The following is a 17177-nucleotide window of genomic DNA, read 5'->3' as shown; positions in this document are numbered from 1 at the left end:
ACACGCCCGCCGCGAGGAAGCCGCAGAGAGCGCGCCGCCCGGCACCCCACACGCCCGGCAAGACCCCGGCCAAAGGCCCACCACACCCCACTGCCCCCCACACGCCGGCCGCGAGGAAGCCGCAGAGAGCGCGCCGCCCGGCACCCCACACGCCCGGCAAGACCCCGGCCAAGGGCCCACCAAGCCCCACTGTCCCCACGCGTCGGCCGCGAGGGAGCCGCAGGGGGCGCGCCGGTGCCGGGACGGTGAACGCGCGGAGGCGCGCAGCGCTGAGCACGATCGCCGTCCCGGGACCGGCTGGAGCGCCCCCGAAGGCGACCGAGCCATCCAGCACAGCGGCGCGCAGCGCTGAGCACGATCGCCGTCCCGGCACCGGCTGGAGCGCCCCCGAAGGCGACCGAGCCATCCAGCACGCGCGCCCCCGAAGGCGACCGAGCCGTCCAGCACGCGCGCCCCGACCCACCCGGCAGCGCACCCGCGCGTCCGGATAAGGCAGTCTTGTCCCGTGCCCGAACCCGAAGCCCATCCTCCCGAAGCCGCCGCGGCCGCCGTCCATCCGCACCCCGCGACGCTGAAGCGGCTGGAGAGGTCGTCCGGAAGTCTTGCCGCGCAGGCCATCGCGCGGATGGACGAGACGTTGTCGTGGTACCGGGCGATGCCGCCGGAGAACCGGTCCTGGATCGGGCTGGTCGCCCAGGCGGGCATCGCCGCGTTCACCGAGTGGTTCCGTTACCCGGACGCCCCGCAGGCGATCTCCACGGACGTGTTCGGCACGGCTCCGCGCGAGCTGACGCGGGCCATCACGTTGCGGCAGACGGTGGAGATGGTGCGTACCACCATCGAGGTCATGGAGTCCGCGATCGACGAGGTCGCGGCGCCCGGGGACGAGTCGGTGCTGCGCGAGGCGCTGCTCGTGTACGCCCGGGAGATCGCCTTCGCGACCGCCCAGGTGTATGCGCAGGCCGCCGAGGCCCGTGGGGCCTGGGACGCCCGGCTGGAGTCGCTCGTGGTGAACGCCGTGCTCAGCGGGGAGGCCGACGAGGGGGCCGTCAGCCGGGCCGCGGCCCTCGGCTGGAACTCCCCGGAGCACGTGTGCGTGGTGCTCGGCACCGCCCCGGAGGGCGACTCGGAGCTGACGGTCGAGGCCATCCGGCGGGCCGCCCGGCATGCGAAGCTCCAGGTCCTGACCGGTGTGCTCGGGGACCGGCTCGTCGTCATCGCGGGCGGCAGCGACAACCCGCTGGCGGTCGCCAAGTCGTTGATCGGCCCGTTCGCGGCGGGTTCGGTGGTGGCGGGCCCGGTGGTGCCCGACCTGCTCGCGGCGACCCGGTCCGCGCAGGCCGCGGCCGCCGGGCTGAAGGCGGGGACGGCCTGGCAGGACGCCCCGCGGCCGGTGCTGGCGGACGATCTGCTGCCGGAGCGGGCGATGGCCGGAGACCCCTCGGCCCGCGAGCAGTTGGTGGAGGAGATCTACAGACCGCTGGAGGAGGCCGGGTCCGCGCTGCTGGAGACGCTGTCCGTCTATCTCGAACAGGCGAGCAGTCTGGAGGGCGCCGCCCGGATGCTCTTCGTCCATCCGAACACCGTGCGCTACCGGCTCCGACGTGTGACTGACGTCACCGGTTGGTCACCCTCGGACGTGCGTTCGGCGTTCACGCTGCGCATCGCGCTGATCCTGGGGCGTCTGGCCGACGGGGATCTCCAGCTCTAGGCTTTTGTCGGGGGCCCACAAAACCCCCTCCTGTTCTTCGTCCCTGTCCCCACGGGCGGCCGAGGCCGTCCACAAGAGAGAGTGTGAGAGTGCTCGTACTCGTCGCTCCCGGCCAGGGCGCCCAGACGCCCGGCTTCCTGACTCCCTGGCTCGAACTCCCCGGCGCCGCCGACCGCGTCGCCGCGTGGTCGGACGCCATCGGACTCGACCTCGCCCACTACGGCACGAAGGCCGACGCGGACGCGATCCGCGACACGTCGGTGGCCCAGCCGCTGCTCGTGGCCGCCGGACTCCTGTCCGCCGCGGCGCTCGGTGACGTGGTTCCCGGTGCCGTCGCGGGCCACAGCGTCGGCGAGATCACCGCGGCCGTCTTCGCGGGCGTGCTCGACGACACCGCCGCGCTGGCCCTGGTCCGCAAGCGCGGCCTGGCCATGGCCGAGGCCGCCGCGGTCACCGCGACCGGCATGTCGGCGCTGCTCGGCGGCGACCCCGAGGTCAGCGTCGCGCACTTGGAGAAGCTGGGCCTGACCCCGGCGAACGTGAACGGCGCCGGCCAGATCGTGGCCGCCGGCACCCTGGAGCAGCTCGCCGCGCTGGAGGCTGACCCGCCGGAGGGTGTCCGCCGGGTCGTCGCGCTGAAGGTCGCCGGGGCGTTCCACACGCACCACATGGCTCCCGCGGTCGAGGCGCTGGCCAAGGCCGCGGAGTCGCTGGCGCCCGCCGACCCGAAGGTCGCCTACGTCTCGAACAAGGACGGCCGGGCCGTCGCCACCGGCACCGAGGTGCTGGAGCGGCTGGTCGGCCAGGTCGCCAACCCGGTCCGCTGGGACCTGTGCATGGAGACCTTCCAGGAGCTCGGCGCCACCGCCCTCCTGGAGGTGTGCCCCGGCGGAACGCTCACCGGGCTGGCCAAGCGTGCGCTGCCCGGCGTCAAGACGCTCGCGCTGAAGACCCCCGACGACCTCGACGCGGCCCGCGAACTGATCGCCTCGGCCACCGACTCTGCCGCTGACGCGGCGGGCGCCTGACCCCCTAAGGAGCCGACCGATCATGTCGAAGATCAAGCCCAGCAGGGGCGCCCCGTACGCGCGCATCCTCGGTGTGGGCGGCTACCGTCCGACGCGGGTCGTGCCCAACGAGGTGATCCTCGAGACGATCGACTCGTCCGACGAGTGGATCCGCTCGCGCTCCGGGATCCAGACCCGGCACTGGGCCTCCGACGAGGAGACCGTCGCCGCGATGTCGATCGAGGCGTCGGGCAAGGCGATCGCCGACGCGGGTATCGCCGCCGAGCAGATCGGTGGCGTGATCGTCTCGACCGTCTCGCACTTCAAGCAGACCCCGGCCGTGGCGACGGAGATCGCCGACAAGCTGGGTACGAACAAGGCCGCGGCCTTCGACATCTCCGCCGGCTGCGCGGGCTTCGGCTACGGCCTCACCCTCGCCAAGGGCATGGTCGTCGAGGGTTCCGCGGAGTACGTCCTGGTCATCGGCGTCGAACGGCTCTCCGACCTGACCGACCTGGAGGACCGGGCCACGGCCTTCCTGTTCGGTGACGGGGCCGGCGCGGTCGTCGTGGGTCCCGCCCAGGAGCCGGGGATCGGCCCGACGGTCTGGGGCTCGGAGGGCGACAAGTCCGAGACCATCAAGCAGACCGTGCCGTGGACGGAGTACGACAGCTCCGGCAAGTTCCCGGCGATCACGCAGGAGGGCCAGGCGGTGTTCCGCTGGGCCGTGTTCGAGATGGCGAAGGTCGCCCAGCAGGCGCTGGACGCGGCCGGGATCACCTCGGGCGACCTGGACGTCTTCATTCCGCACCAGGCCAACGAGCGGATCATCGACTCGATGGTGAAGACTCTCAAGCTGCCGGAGCACGTCACGGTCGCCCGTGACGTGCGCACCACCGGCAACACCTCGGCCGCCTCGATCCCGCTCGCGATGGAGCGGCTTCTGGCGACCGGCGAGGCGAAGAGCGGCGACACCGCGCTCGTCATCGGATTCGGGGCGGGTCTCGTGTACGCCGCCACGGTGGTTACCCTCCCCTAGGCACTCCGTGCCGGATCTTGTGGTCCGGTACGGCGGAAGCACCACCCGCCGCCGACCGCGGCGGGCGCCACACCCTCTGGAAACACCAACGAAGGAGCGCCTGACATGGCCGCCACTCAGGAAGAGATCGTCGCCGGTCTCGCCGACATCGTGAACGAGATCGCCGGCATCCCGGTTGAGGACGTCCAGCTGGACAAGTCCTTCACCGACGACCTGGACGTCGACTCGCTGTCCATGGTCGAGGTCGTCGTCGCCGCCGAGGAGCGCTTCGACGTCAAGATCCCCGACGAGGATGTCAAGAACCTCAAGACCGTCGGTGACGCGACGAGCTACATCCTCAAGCACCAGGGCTGATCCCCGGATCGGTCCGTCTGCCCCGCCACCCGGCGGTGGCGCCGTAGTCCCCGCTTACGCGGGGGTTGTCCCCCTCGTATCCGATGGAGAATGAATTCCCGTGAGCCCGACCAATCGCACCGTGGTCGTCACCGGTATCGGCGCAACCACACCGCTGGGTGGCGACGCAGCCTCGACCTGGGAGGGCCTGATCGCCGGCAAGTCCGGCGTGAAGCCCCTGGAGCAGGAGTGGGCGGCCGAGCAGGCCGTCCGTATCGCGGCCCCCGTGGCCGTGGAGCCGACGGAGGTCATTCCGCGGCCGCAGGCCCGCCGTCTGGACCGCTCGGCGCAGTTCGCGCTGATCGCCGCCAAGGAGGCGTGGGCCGACGCCGGCTTCACCGCCCGGGCCGGTGAGGACAGCTCCGTCGACCCCGACCGGCTCGGTGCCGTCATCGCCTCCGGCATCGGCGGCGTGACGACCCTGCTCGACCAGTACGACGTGCTCAAGGAGAAGGGCGTCCGCCGCGTCTCCCCGCACACCGTCCCCATGCTCATGCCCAACGGCCCCTCCGCGAACGTGGGTCTGGCCGTGGGCGCCCGCGCGGGCGTGCACACGCCGGTCTCCGCCTGCGCGTCGGGCGCCGAGGCCATCGGCTACGCCATCGAGATGATCCGTACCGGCCGCGCCGACGTCGTGGTCGCCGGTGGCACGGAGGCGGCGATCCACCCGCTGCCCATCGCCGCCTTCGGCAACATGATGGCGATGTCGAAGAACAACGACGACCCGCAGGGCGCCTCGCGTCCCTACGACACCGGCCGTGACGGCTTCGTCCTCGGCGAGGGCGCCGGCGTCATCGTCCTGGAGTCCGCCGAGCACGCCGCCAAGCGCGGGGCCCGGGTGTACGCCGAGGCGGTGGGCCAGGGCATCTCCGCCGACGGCCACGACATCGTGCAGCCCGAGCCGGAGGGCCGCGGCATCTCGCACGCCCTGCAGAACCTGCTCGACAACACCGACCTGGACCCGGCGGAGATCGTGCACGTCAACGCGCACGCCACCTCGACGCCGGCCGGTGACGTGGCCGAGCTGAAGGCGCTGCGGAAGGTGTTCGGCGACGACGCGGACCACTTCGCGGTGTCCGCGACGAAGTCGATGACCGGTCACCTGCTGGGTGGCGCGGGCGGCGTCGAGTCGGTCGCGACCGTGCTCGCCCTCTACAACCGGCTGGCCCCGCCGACCATCAACGTCGAGAACATCGACCCCGAGGCCGAGGCGAACGCCGACATCGTCCGCGGCGAGGCGCGCAAGCTGCCCGTCGAGGGCCGCATCGCCGCGCTGAACGACTCGTTCGGCTTCGGCGGGCACAACGTGGTGCTGGCGTTCCGCACGATCTGAGCCGTGCCGTGAACGGTGTGTGGCCCGCCCCCGGCCGGGGGCGGGCCACACACCGTTTCGTTCGCCTGCCGGTCGGTCGCCGCTCGGGGCGTTTCGTCACACCACCTGGTGCAGCCAGCGCACCGGTGCGCCCTCGCCCGCGTAGCGGAAGGGCTCGAGTTCGTCGTCCCAGGGCTTGCCGAGGAGCTTGGACAGGTCGGACTCCAGGTCCGTCTCGCCGCGCTGGGAGCGGAGCAGGGCGGCCCGCAGCCGGTCCTCGGGGATCAGGATGTCGCCGTGGATGCCGGTGACGGCGTGGAAGATGCCGAGGTCGGGGGTGCAGCTGTAGCGCTCGCCCTCGGCGGTCGGGCAGGGCTCGGCGGTGACCTCGAAGCGCAGCAGGTGCCAGCCGCGCAGCGCGGAGGCGAGCTTGGAGGCGGTGCCGGCCTCGGCCTGCCAGGAGAACTCCGAGCGCCAGGTGCCGGGCGCGGCGGGCTGCCGGATCCAGTCGAGGTTGACGCGCGTGCCGAGCACCCCGGCGACGGCCCACTCGACGTGCGGGCACAGCGCGCGCGGCGCGGAGTGCACGTACAGAACTCCACGTGTCGTCACCGGGACCTCCGGGCAGAGCGGGACATCTTGCGTACTGGCGGACGGCTGTGGCGGGCAGCCACGTTTGATGGCGAGGCTACCGTGCGGCGGCGCAAGGAGTGTGACGTACCGTCGGTCCCGGTGCCGTTGACCGCCCGCCATTCACCCGGCAGGACGCTTGTACGGGCGTCGGCTGTCGCGTGCGGTCCGGTCGGGAACTCCCGCGCGTTGTCATGGAGGGGGAGGAAACCACGACCGGCCGTGCACACCGACCGAGAGGACGATCAGGGGATGCGGAAGCCGAGCCACCGTTCACGGGCGCTGCTCGCCGTCCTGGCCGCGGCCGTCCTGGGCGTCGGTGGCTGTGACGCGGCGGGCGGTGACTCCGCCGGGCCGACCGCGGCGCGGAAGGCCACGCGGGCGAGTCCCACCCCGGCCTGGGACCGCAGCCCCGGGTCGGTCGCGGCGGTGGGGGACTCCATCACGCGCGGCTTCGACGCCTGCGCGATCCTGACGGACTGTCCGGAGGTGTCGTGGGCGACCGGTGCCAGCACCCGGGTCGACTCGCTCGCGGTGCGGCTGCTGGGCGCGCGGAAGGCGGCCGAGCGCAGCTGGAACTACGCGGTGACCGGGGCGCGGATGGCGGACCTGCCCGGTCAGATGGCGCGGGCGGCGGCGCGCCGGCCGGAGCTGGTCACGGTGATGGCGGGGGCGAACGACGCCTGCCGGGCGAGCACCTCCGCGATGACCTCGGTGGCCGGCTTCCGCGCCTCGTTCGAGGATGCGATGAGCACGCTGCGCCGGACCCTGCCCAGGGCCCAGGTGTATGTGGCGAGCGTGCCGAACCTGAAGCGGCTGTGGTCCGAGGGGCGTACCAACCCGCTGGGCAAGCAGGTGTGGAAGCTGGGCATCTGCCCGTCGATGCTGGGTGACGCGGACGTCCTGGACTCGGCGGCGACGCTGCGCCGGGACACCGTGCAGAAGCGGGTGGAGGCGTACAACGCGGTGCTGGAGGAGGTGTGCGCGAAGGACGAGCGGTGCCGTTTCGACGGTGGCGCGGTCTACGACTACCGCTTCGGCACCGACCAGTTGAGCCACTGGGACTGGTTCCACCCGAGTGTGGACGGCCAGGCGCGGCTGGCGGAGATCGCCTACCGCGCGGTGACGTCGGGGAAGGGCTGACGCGGGGTGTCCGCAGGAGTGTCCTAGGGTTTCGCACATGAACGAACTCTTCGGCACACTTCCCGACGGCACCCCGGTCCACCGCTGGACCCTGGAGCGGGCCGGCGTCCGGGTGGGGATCCTGTCGTACGGCGGGATCGTGCAGTCGGTGGAGGTCCCGGACCGGGACGGGCGCGGCGGGAACGTGGTGCTGGGCTTCGCCGGCCTGGACGGCTATCTCGCGCACCAGGGCCCGTTCTTCGGCGCCCTGGTCGGGCGGTACGCGAACCGCATCGCGGGCGGCCGCCTCCCGCTGGACGGGGTGACCCACGAGCTGCCGCGCAACGACGGGCCGAACTGTCTGCACGGCGGCGGGAACGGTTTCGACAAGCGGGCGTGGGAGGTGGCCCCGGTCGAGTACGGCGTGCGGCTCACCCGGGTCAGCCCGGACGGCGAGGAGGGCTTCCCGGGGCGGCTGGAGGTCTCGGTGACGTACTCCCTCGACGGGTCGGGCGCGCTGCGGATCGTCTACGAGGCGGTGACGGACGCGCCGACCGTGGTGAACCTGACGAACCACGCCTACTGGAACCTCGCCGGCTCGGGGAACGCGGGCGGCCACGTCCTGCGGCTCGCCGCCTCCCGCCGTACGCCGGTCGACGCGGACCTGATCCCGACCGGCGCGCTGGAGGACGTGACGGGGACGCGCTTCGACTTCCGGGAGGCGCGGCGGACCGGTTCGGGCTACGACGACAACTTCGTGCTCGACAAGGGGGTGACGGACACGCCCGTCGAGGTGGCCGAGCTGCACGACCCGGAGTCGGGGCGGGTGCTGACGGTGGCCACCACCGAGCCGGGGCTGCAGCTGTACACGGCGGACCACCTGGACGGCCCGTTCGCCCCCGGGGACGGTGTGGCGCTGGAGACCCAGCACTTCCCCGACTCCCCCCACCGGCCGGAGTTCCCGAGCACGGTGCTGCGGCCGGGCGGGGTGTTCCGGTCTCAGACGGTGTACGGCTTCTCGGCGCGCTGAGCTCCCCGGGCGCCCCGCGCGGGTCCCGGAGCGCCACAAGCCCCGGCCCGGGTGTCAGGTCCCGGGCCGGGGCTGTCGCTGGGAGACCTGCCCCGGATCAGACGTTAGTAGTCGCCGTGAGCCGACGGTCCGTGATCGAGCGTCCCACCTGGATCTCGTACGAACCCTTCACAAACGACCATGAGTTGGTCGTCTCGTCCCAGATCTCGAAGGCGCGCCGGGGAAGTTCCACGGTGACCTCGACGCGCTCGCCGGGGCCGGCCTCCACGGTCGCGAACCCGGCGAGCTGGCGCGGTGGGCGCCCGGGGTCGCGGTCGGCGGGCGCGAGGTAGACCTGGACGACCTCACGGCCGGTGCGGGTGCCGTCGTTGCGGAGGCGGACCCGGACGCCGGTGCCCAGGGTCTCGACCGCCTCGTAGGTCCAGTCGGTGTAGCCGAGCCCGTGGCCGAAGGGGTACGTGGGGGTGCGGCCCTCTTTCTCCCAGGCGCGGTAGCCGATGAACACCCCTTCGTAGTAGGCGAGTTCACCGTCGGTGGGGACGACCCGGGTGACCGGGGCGGTGGCCAAGGAGCCCCAGGTGGTGGGCAGACGGCCGCCGGGTTCGTGCGCGCCCGTCAGCACGTCCGCGAGGGCCGCGCCGCCCTCCTGGCCGGGGAACCAGCTCAGCAGTACGGCGGCGACGTCCTCGCGCCACGGCAGTTCCACCGGGGAGCCGGAGTTGACGACCACCACGGTGTTCGGGTTGGCGGCGGCGACGGCGCGGACCAGGTCGTCCTGCCGGCCGGGCAGCGCGAGGTCGGTGCGGTCGAAGCCCTCCGACTCGACGCGGTCGGTGGTGGCGACCACGACGACGGCCGTGTCGGCGCCGCGGGCCGCCTCGACGGCCTCGGCGATCAGCTCGTCGGGGTCGCGCCGGGGTTCCTGGTGGGCGAGGGTGAACGTCACGACCTTGATCGAGAGGTCGTCGGGCAGGACCACGGCGTGGGCGAGGGAGACGTCGACCGGCTCGCCCGCGGTGAGTTCGACGCGGGCGCGGGGCTCGGGGGCGCCGAAGAAGGTGACGAAGGGGTCGTCCTTCCCGGGACGCTGGACGCCGTCGAAGTACGTGGTGCCGCCCACGGTGAGGGTGAAGGCGCCGATGCCCTTGATGCCGAAGGTGTGCGGGCCGCCGGCGCGCGGGGTGAAGGTGCCGGTCAGTTCCACGCTGTGCAGCGACTCGTGGGTGACGCCGGCGGGGAGGTCGGAGCCCATCCACTGGAGGTGGCCGCTGGGGGCGGACGCGGTGCCGATGACGTTCCCCCCGGCGTCGCGGCACACGGCCCGCAGGGCGAAGCCCTGGTCGGCGACGCCGAGTTCGGTTACGGGGTCGGCGCCGAGGGCGTAGCGGAGGGCGCCCTCGGGGAGGGCGGCGGTGAGGCCCTCCAGCGGGGACACGGTCCGGGCGGGGAAGACGGTGGCGGAGCCGCCGCCGAGGATGCGGGCGTCGCGGGCGGCGGCGCCGATCAGGGCGACCGTTCCGGGTTTCAGCGGGAGGGCGGCGCGCTCGTTGCGGACCAGGACGAAGGAGCGGCGGGCGATCTCGCGGGCCAGGGCCACCCCGTCGACGGGGTCGGGGAGGACGGTGACGGCCGGTTCGGCGCCCCGGAGGATGCCGACGCGGGCGGCGAGCCGCAGGACGTTGCGGACGGCCTCGTCGACCGTGGCCTCCTCGACCTCGCCGTCCCGCACGGCTCGGGCGAGGGCCTCGCCGTACACGGTGCGCGGGCCGGGCATCGCCACGTCCAGACCGCCCTGGACGGCGCCGGTGGTGGAGCGGGCGGCCATCCAGTCGGAGACGTTGACGCCGTCGAAGCCCCATTCGCCGCGCAGCACCCCGTTCACCAGGCGGTGGTGCTCGGTCATGGTCGTGCCGTTGACCGTGTTGTAGGCGGTCATCACGCCCCAGGGGCGGGCGTGTTCGACGATGTGCTCGAAGGGAGCGAGGTACAGCTCGCGCAGGGGGCGTTCGCCGACCAGGTTGTTCACGGTGAAGCGGTCCGTCTCGGCGTCGTTGGCGACGAAGTGCTTGACGGTGGTGCCGACGCCGCCCTCCTGCACTCCGCCGACGTATCCGGAGCCGATGCGGCCGGTCAGGTAGGGGTCCTCGCTGTACGCCTCGAAGTGGCGGCCGCCGAGCGGGGAGCGGTGCAGGTTGACCGTGGGCGCGAGGAGCACGTGGACGCCCTTGCGGCGGGCCTCCTGGGCCAGCAGCACGCCGGCGCGGTGGGCCAGGGCGGGGTCCCAGGTGGCGGCGAGCGCGGTCGGGGAGGGCAGGGCGACGGACGGGTCGTCGGCGGTCCAGCGCACGCCCCGGACGCCGATCGGGCCGTCGGACATGACCAGGGAGTCCAGGCCGATCTCCGGCAGGGCGGGCAGGGACCACATGTCCTGGCCTGCCAGCAGCCGGGTCTTGGCGTCGAGGTCCAGGGTGGTGAGAGCCGCCGCGACGACCGCCTCGCGCGCCTCGTCGGCCGGGGTCGAGCGGGGTCCCAGGGTGTCCGCCATCGAGGCGCCTCCTCGTCGAAGTCCGTACGGTCCCCACATCGTGCACCCGTTACCTGTAGGACGGTAGGTTTCGTTATTCGGCCGTTACATGGAGGGGGCGGGGATGCCGTACCGTGACGGGATGAGCGCCAGGGTCAGAAGCGAGGAGCGGCGCGCCGAGATCGTCCGGGCGGCCCTGGAGGTGATCGCCGAGCGCGGTTACCGGGGCGCGAGCCTGGCCGCGGTCGCGGAGCGGGTCGGGCTGACCCAGCAGGGGCTGCTGCACCACTTCCCCACCAAGGACGCGCTGCTCGTCGCCGTCCTGGAGGAGCGGGACCAGTGGGACGCCCTGCCGGACACCCAGTGGCGGGTCGACCTGCTCTCCTCACTGGTCGAGTACAACGCGATGCGCCCCGGCATCATCCAGACCTTCTCCGCGCTGCTCGGCGAGAGCGTCACCGAGGGCCATCCGGCGCGGGAGTACTTCACCGAGCGCTACACCCGGGTCCGCGCGAGCATGGCGTCGGCCCTGCGCGCGGAGTACGGCGACACCCTGCCCAACGGCCTCAGCCCCGAACGCACGGCGCCGCTGCTGGTCGCGGTGATGGACGGCCTGCAGTACCAGTGGCTGCTGGACCCCGAGTCAGTGGACATGCCCGGCGCGTTCCGCGACTTCCTGACCCTGCTCGGCGAGCGCTGAACCCGCGCGTCACCCACGGCCGCCCATGTCACACGGCATGGCGTGGACCACTTCCGTCGCGCGATACTGCCGCCGTCCGGCAGCACGCTCCCCACAGCGACGGAAGGACCCAACCCCCTTGCACTCCATACGACTTCGGATCGGCATGCTCGGACTGACCCTGCTGGCGGGACTGGCCACCCCCACCACGGCCGCCACCGATTCCGCCGCCGCCGAGACCGCACCGGCCACCACCGTCGAGGAACAGCGGCTCGACCGGGCCGCACCCCGGGAGATCCTGCGGCGCTCCGGATTCGACGCCGCGGCGGCCGAGTTCGCGCACTCCCTCGGCTCGGCCCGCTCCTACGCCCGCGCCCGTCACCTCGTCGCGCACGAGGGAGCGGCGCTGTGGCGGCGGGCCGTGGACCGCGCGCAGGGACGCGGACCGGCGGGCGGCGACCTCAGCCGGGACGACGACCGGCCGCTGTACTGGGCGCGGCTCGCCATGACCCGGGAAGTACGCGCCTGGCAGCCAAAGTTCGCGCTCGGCGACGCCCGGCGCGCCGCGCTGCTCGGCGCACTGGAGCGGACCTCGCGCGGGCAGACCGCCATCCGGTACCCGCACGGCGGGGGCGTGAAGCGGATCCTGGTCACCGGCTTCGACCCGTTCACGCTGGACCGGGACGTGCGGATCTCGAACCCGTCCGGGGCGACCGCGCTCGCCCTCGACGGCACGGTGATCCGCACGGCGGACGGACCGGCCCGGATCGAGACGGCCGTGTTCCCGGTGCGCTGGCAGGACTTCACGCAGGGCACGGTGGAGCGGACACTGCGGCCGTACCTGCCGCGGGTGGACCTGTTCGCGACGGTGAGCCAGGGACGGGTCGGCCGGTTCGACGTGGAGCGCACCAACGGGGCCTGGCGGGGCGGCTTCCCCGACAACGACGCCGTCGGCCTGACCGGGACCGTGCCGGTCGCCGACCCGGCCTCGCAGCCCCAGTGGACGACGACGACCCTGCCGTACGCGGCGATCGTGGCGGCGGACACCGGGCGCTTCCCGGTGTACGACCACACCGCCGTCACCGAGATCCCGGCGGGAGGCACCACACCCGTCGTACGGCCGGACGGGCCCACGGCCGGTTCCACCGCCCGGGCGGGCGGCGGCGGGGACTACCTCTCCAACGAGATCGCCTACCGGGCGACCCTGCTGCGGGACCGGCTGGGACTGCGGGAGACGCTGCCGGGCGGGCATGTGCACACGCCCGTGCTGGAGTTCGGCGCCGGGAACACCGATCCGGCGACGGGGACGGTGACCGACCCGGAGTTCGTGCGGAACCGGCTGGACATCATCGCCCAGGTCCGGTCGATCCTGACGGTGGCGGTCAGCCGGCCGGCCGGCTGACCCCCTCGTCGGCCGGGGCGGAGCCGCCGTCCTCCCCGGCGCCGGCGGCGGTGTCCTCGCCCAGGAGGTCGCGGGCCATGAGGGTAGCGCCCGCGACCGCTCCCGGCATCAGGAACACGGCGACGAACGGCACCAGGAAGGACAGGCCGAGCGGGGTGCCGAACCCCCACACCAGGGTCTTGCGGGAGCGCAGCAGGGTCAGGCGCTCCCGCAGGTCGACGCCCCGACGCTGGAGCGCGACGGCGGTGAGTTCCTCGGTGAGGAAGAACCCGGTGACGAAGAACCCGATCACCGGGACGACCGTCTGGCCGACGAACGGGACGAAGCCGAGCGCGAACAGCAGCACGGCCCACAGCAGGGCGCGCACGACGATCCGGACGCTGTCGCGGGCCGAGATCCACAGCTCGCGCCACAGGGGCAGACCGGACTCGGGCGCGGTGCCGTCCGGGGACACGTCACGGTCGACCTTCTCGGAGAGGTTCTCGTAGAAGGGCTGCCCTATCAGCAGGGTGACGGCGGTGAAGGTGAGCACCGACAGCAGGAGGGCGAGGGCGAACAGGACCGCGGTGAGGAAGCCGCGGAAGAGTCCCTGCCAGGGGCTCGACCAGTCGTCGGCGAAGGGGGTCGTCCAGCCCACGAAGTCCTCGCCCCACAGCGCCAGCGAGACCAGCGCGGCCAGGTAGAGCACCAGGGTGATCAGGCCCGGGAGCAGCCCGAACCCGTACTGCCTGCCGTGCCGTGCCACCCATCGCTGGCCCTGCAGAAGGTAGTGGAAGCCCGCCCCGAGATCACGCATGGGGAAACTCTATCGGGGGCGCTCCGGCCGCCGCTGAGGGGCGGTGCGAGGAGGCACCGAAGGGCGGCGCGGCGCCCGTGCCGGTGGCCCCCGGGCCATACCCGAGACGGGGTCCCGTTCGTCCGCGCCGGTGCCGGCGTGCCCCGTCCGGACCGTTCGGGCTGCGCCATCCGGGTTTGCGTGACACGAACTCTCCCCCCGTGCTGTTGAGTCGAACGGGTACGCCTCGCCGTACCGATCGAAGGACGCCGAAAGGGGAGTTCACCAGCTCGGACGGGCATGGTTCACAGGGCACACGCACGGGGCGGTTCAGGTGAGGAGAGCGGATGACGCAGGAGATCCACGGCAGCGTCGCGGACGGCTTCGAGGCGGTGCGCGAGGAGTTCGCCGCGCTGGTGGCATCGGAACGCCCCGACTACGAGGGCCAGTTGTGCGCTTACGTGCACGGACGCAGGGTGGTCGACCTGTGGGCGGGGGACGGTACCGACGCCCAGACGCTGTACGGCGTGTTCTCGTCGACCAAGGGTGCCGCCCACCTCGTGGTCGCCCTTCTGATGCAGGACGGCACGCTGGAGCCGGACCGCAAGGTGACGTACTACTGGCCCGAGTTCGGGGCCGAGGGCAAGGGCACGCTGACCCTGCGTGACCTGGTCGCGCACCGCGCCGGAGTGGTCGGCCTCGACGGCGGGTTCACGGCGCAGGAGCTGACCGACGACCGGGTCGTCGCCGAGCGGCTCGCGGAGCAGCGCCCGTTCTGGCGCCCCGGCACGGCCTTCGGCTACCACGCGCTGGTCATCGGCGCGCTGACCGGTGAGGTCGTCCGCCGCGCGACCGGCCGTACGCTCCAGGAGGTCTACGAGGAGCGGGTGCGCGCCCCGTACGGGCTGGACTTCTTCCTGGGGCTGCCGGCCGCCCTGGAGCCGCGTTTCCGCAGTGTGCAGCCGATGGCGCCGACGCCGACGCAGCAGGCCCTGCTCGACCTGCAGCCGACCGGGCCGCACACGCTGTCCTCCATCGCGTTCAACCGGCACGGGCCGGACGCGGTCGCCCTGGAGGACTACGCCAACTCCCGTGCCGTACGCGCCAGGGGACCGGCGTCGGCGGGCGGGGTGGCCGCCGCCCGCGGGCTCGCCGGGATGTACGCGGCGGCGATCAGCGAGGTGGACGGACGGCCGCCGCTGCTGAAGCCGGACACCGTCGCCGAGGTGGGGCAGATCCACTCCGTCGGCTACGACCTGGTGGCGCGGGCCCACAAGTCGTACGGCCTCGGTTTCCAGGCCACGGCGGACACCTGGCACCCGTTCCTCGGGGCGGGGTCCTTCGGGCACAGCGGGGCGGGCGGTTCGCAGGCGTTCGCCGATCCGCGCAGCGGCCTCGCGTACGGCTACACGCGGCGCCGGCTGGCGTTCCCGGGCGGGGCGGCGCCGGAGAACGAGCGGCTGGTGTCCGCCGTCCACCGGGCTGCCCTCGCGATGTGACGGACGCGCACCACCCGCCGGCGGAGGCCGCACCCCACGTCCGGGGGTGCGGCCTCCGGCGTGTCCGGGGATGCGGCCTCCGGCGCGTCCGGAGCCGGGCCGGGTGTCAGACCTTGACGATCATCTTTCCGGTGTTGTCGCCGCGCAGGACGCCGAGGAACGCCTCCAGGGTGTTGTCGACGCCCTCGACGACCGTCTCGCGGTACTTGAGCTCGCCGGAGCGGACCCAGGAGCCGACCTCCTCGACGAACTGCGGCTGCAGGTCGTAGTGGTCGCCGACGAGGAGGCCCTCGATACGGCCGCGGGTCTGGATCAGCCGGGCGAGGTTCCTGGGGCCGGGGGCGGCCTCGGTGTTGTTGTAGACCGAGATCATGCCGCAGACCGCGATGCGGCCCTTCAGGTTGAGCGAGCCGATGGCGGCCTCCAGGTGGTCGCCGCCGACGTTGTCGAAGTAGACGTCGACACCGTCCGGGGCGGCCTCGCGGAGCTGCGCGCCGACCGGGCCGTTCTTGTAGTTGAAGGCGGCGTCGAAGCCGTACTCCTCCACCAGGAGCTTGACCTTCTCGTCGGAGCCGGCCGAACCGATGACCCGGGAGGCGCCCTTCAGCCTGGCGATCTGGCCGACCTGGCTGCCCACGGCGCCGGCCGCGCCGGACACGAAGACGGAGTCGCCCTCCTTGAAGGAGGCGGTGCGCAGGAGACCGGCGTAGGCGGTGAGGCCGGTCATGCCGAGGACGCCGAGGTACGTCGACAGGGGCGCGGCGTCGGGGTCGACCTTGACGGCCTGCCGGGCGTCGACGGTGGCGTACTCGCGCCAGCCGCCGAAGTGCAGCACGTGGTCGCCGGGCGCGACGCCCTCGGCGTCCGAGGCGACGACCTCGCCCACGGCACCGCCCTGCATGGCCTTGCCCAGCTCGTAGGGGGCGACGTACGACTTGGCGGCGCTCATCCGGCCGCGCATGTACGGGTCGACGGAGAGGTACGCGTTACGGACCAGGACCTCGCCGGGGCCGGGCTGCCGGATCTCCGCCTCGACCAGGGAGAAGTCCTCGGGCTTGGGCCAGCCGACCGGGCGGGCGGCGAGGTGCCATTCGCGGCCGGTGGCGGGGAGTGCGGGGGTGTCGGTCATGAGAGCGCCTTTCCGGGCCGGCCGCGGTGGGCTCGGCCAAAATACTTCAGTACCTGAAACAACCATGCTCTTGAATATTTCAGGATGTCAAGTAAGCGGGTATCCTGGACGTCATGGCCACACCTCGGCAGACCGCCCGCACCGACCCCCTGACCATGGAAGTCGTCGAACTCATCGGTGACGTCGTGGCCCGTTTCTACGAGGACTACGAGGACGCCGCCGCGGAGCACGCGCTGACCGGCGCGCAGGCGCGGCTCCTCAGTCTGCTGTCCCTGGAACCGCTGCCCATGCGCAAGCTGGCCCGGAAACTCAAGTGTGAGCCGTCGAACGTCACGGGCATCGTGGACCGGCTGGAGTCACGCGGCCTGGTGGAACGCCGGCCGGACCCCACCGACCGGCGCGTCAAGGTGGCCGCGGCTACGGACGAGGGCCGCCGGATCGCCCGGGACCTGCGAGAGGGCCTCCGCTTCGCCCGCGAGCCCCTGGCGGGCCTGTCGGCCGAGGAACGCGGGTCCCTGCGGGATCTCCTACGCCGGATGCTGGCACCGTGAGCGGCGGCCCCGGCGGGGGGTTTCGCGACGGGGGCGAGGCGGGGGCCGGGTCGGTGGTGGCGGCACGGGGGCCTCGGTGTGGCGGCACGTCGGGGGGCGGTGTGACGGCACGTCGGCCTCGGTGTGGCGGCACGCCTGGGCCGGTCGTAGCGGCACGCCAGGGGGCCGTAGCGGGCAACGCCGGGCTGGTCGGGGCCGCGCCCCAAGGCCGGTCGCAGCGGCACAACAGCCAGTCGTAGCGGCAGGCGGGGGCCGGTCGTAGTGGCGCCCCCAGGCCGGTCGCAGCGGCACGCGCGGGCCGGTCGTAGCGGCAGGCGGGGGCCGGTCGTAGTGGCGCCCCCAGGCCGGTCGCAGCGGCAGGCGGGGGCCGGTCG

The 17177-nt window shown here is 73.0% G+C and carries 15 protein-coding genes; 11 read left to right on the top strand and 4 right to left on the bottom strand.

What is annotated here, in order from left to right; all coding sequences use genetic code 11:
• Positions 1 to 505: 505 nt before the first annotated feature.
• The 5 genes from fasR (at position 506) to fabF (ending at position 5483) form a co-directional block, all read left to right on the top strand.
• Positions 506 to 1711, top strand: coding sequence for a fatty acid biosynthesis transcriptional regulator FasR (fasR, locus tag ABZT03_RS26955; protein WP_356043666.1), 1206 nt, complete (start codon positions 506 to 508; stop codon positions 1709 to 1711).
• Positions 1712 to 1800: 89 nt separating this feature from the next.
• Positions 1801 to 2739, top strand: coding sequence for an ACP S-malonyltransferase (locus tag ABZT03_RS26950; RefSeq protein WP_356043664.1), 939 nt, complete (start codon positions 1801 to 1803; stop codon positions 2737 to 2739).
• A gap of 22 nt (positions 2740 to 2761) precedes the next feature.
• Positions 2762 to 3757, top strand: coding sequence for a ketoacyl-ACP synthase III (locus tag ABZT03_RS26945; protein ID WP_356043662.1), 996 nt, complete (start codon positions 2762 to 2764; stop codon positions 3755 to 3757).
• A 105-nt stretch (positions 3758 to 3862) separates the two neighbouring features.
• Positions 3863 to 4111 (top strand): acyl carrier protein, encoded by a 249-nt coding sequence (locus ABZT03_RS26940; RefSeq protein WP_037735848.1) that lies wholly within the window; start codon positions 3863 to 3865, stop codon positions 4109 to 4111.
• Between the two features lie 100 nt (positions 4112 to 4211).
• Positions 4212 to 5483, top strand: coding sequence for a beta-ketoacyl-ACP synthase II (gene fabF, locus ABZT03_RS26935; protein WP_356043659.1), 1272 nt, complete (start codon positions 4212 to 4214; stop codon positions 5481 to 5483).
• 96 nt (positions 5484 to 5579) lie between these two features.
• On the opposite strand, the gene ABZT03_RS26930 is transcribed toward fabF, so the two are convergent.
• Positions 5580 to 6074 carry a DUF3145 domain-containing protein gene (locus tag ABZT03_RS26930; RefSeq protein WP_356043656.1) on the bottom strand — a complete coding sequence of 165 codons (495 nt, stop codon included), beginning with the start codon at positions 6072 to 6074 and terminating at the stop codon, positions 5580 to 5582.
• 270 nt (positions 6075 to 6344) lie between these two features.
• On the opposite strand from ABZT03_RS26930, the gene ABZT03_RS26925 reads away from it, so the two are divergent.
• Both ABZT03_RS26925 and ABZT03_RS26920 read left to right on the top strand, forming a co-directional pair.
• Positions 6345 to 7235, top strand: coding sequence for an SGNH/GDSL hydrolase family protein (locus ABZT03_RS26925; protein ID WP_356043654.1), 891 nt, complete (start codon positions 6345 to 6347; stop codon positions 7233 to 7235).
• Positions 7236 to 7272: 37 nt separating this feature from the next.
• Positions 7273 to 8244 (top strand): aldose epimerase family protein, encoded by a 972-nt coding sequence (locus tag ABZT03_RS26920; protein WP_356043652.1) that lies wholly within the window; start codon positions 7273 to 7275, stop codon positions 8242 to 8244.
• A gap of 97 nt (positions 8245 to 8341) precedes the next feature.
• On the opposite strand, the gene ABZT03_RS26915 is transcribed toward ABZT03_RS26920, so the two are convergent.
• A complete protein-coding gene (locus ABZT03_RS26915; RefSeq protein WP_356043649.1) occupies positions 8342 to 10789 on the bottom strand; it encodes a glycoside hydrolase family 3 C-terminal domain-containing protein in 2448 nt (815 codons plus the stop codon).
• A 103-nt stretch (positions 10790 to 10892) separates the two neighbouring features.
• Here ABZT03_RS26915 and ABZT03_RS26910 point away from each other — a divergent pair, with 103 nt between their 5' ends.
• Together ABZT03_RS26910 and ABZT03_RS26905 are read left to right on the top strand one after the other, a co-directional pair.
• The gene (locus ABZT03_RS26910; protein WP_356043646.1) at positions 10893 to 11468 is read left to right on the top strand and encodes a TetR/AcrR family transcriptional regulator; all 576 of its coding nucleotides are present in this window, start codon (positions 10893 to 10895) and stop codon (positions 11466 to 11468) included.
• A gap of 118 nt (positions 11469 to 11586) precedes the next feature.
• Positions 11587 to 12849 carry a pyroglutamyl peptidase gene (locus tag ABZT03_RS26905; RefSeq protein ID WP_356043645.1) on the top strand — a complete coding sequence of 421 codons (1263 nt, stop codon included), beginning with the start codon at positions 11587 to 11589 and terminating at the stop codon, positions 12847 to 12849.
• Here ABZT03_RS26905 and ABZT03_RS26900 read toward each other — a convergent pair.
• A complete protein-coding gene (locus tag ABZT03_RS26900) occupies positions 12830 to 13645 on the bottom strand; it encodes an EI24 domain-containing protein (protein WP_356043642.1) in 816 nt (271 codons plus the stop codon). The genes ABZT03_RS26905 and ABZT03_RS26900 overlap by 20 nt on opposite strands.
• Positions 13646 to 13971: 326 nt before the next feature.
• On the opposite strand from ABZT03_RS26900, the gene ABZT03_RS26895 reads away from it, so the two are divergent.
• Positions 13972 to 15123, top strand: coding sequence for a serine hydrolase domain-containing protein (locus ABZT03_RS26895; protein WP_356043639.1), 1152 nt, complete (start codon positions 13972 to 13974; stop codon positions 15121 to 15123).
• Positions 15124 to 15229: 106 nt separating this feature from the next.
• Here ABZT03_RS26895 and ABZT03_RS26890 read toward each other — a convergent pair whose 3' ends face one another.
• A complete protein-coding gene (locus ABZT03_RS26890; RefSeq protein ID WP_356043636.1) occupies positions 15230 to 16252 on the bottom strand; it encodes an NADP-dependent oxidoreductase in 1023 nt (340 codons plus the stop codon).
• Between the two features lie 113 nt (positions 16253 to 16365).
• Here ABZT03_RS26890 and ABZT03_RS26885 point away from each other — a divergent pair, with 113 nt between their 5' ends.
• The gene (locus ABZT03_RS26885; protein ID WP_356043633.1) at positions 16366 to 16803 is read left to right on the top strand and encodes a MarR family transcriptional regulator; all 438 of its coding nucleotides are present in this window, start codon (positions 16366 to 16368) and stop codon (positions 16801 to 16803) included.
• Positions 16804 to 17177 lie beyond the last annotated feature (374 nt).

The organism is Streptomyces sp. NPDC005574, from assembly GCF_040605435.1.
Classification (GTDB): domain Bacteria; phylum Actinomycetota; class Actinomycetes; order Streptomycetales; family Streptomycetaceae; genus Streptomyces.
This window is presented reverse-complemented; position numbering and strand designations above follow the sequence as displayed.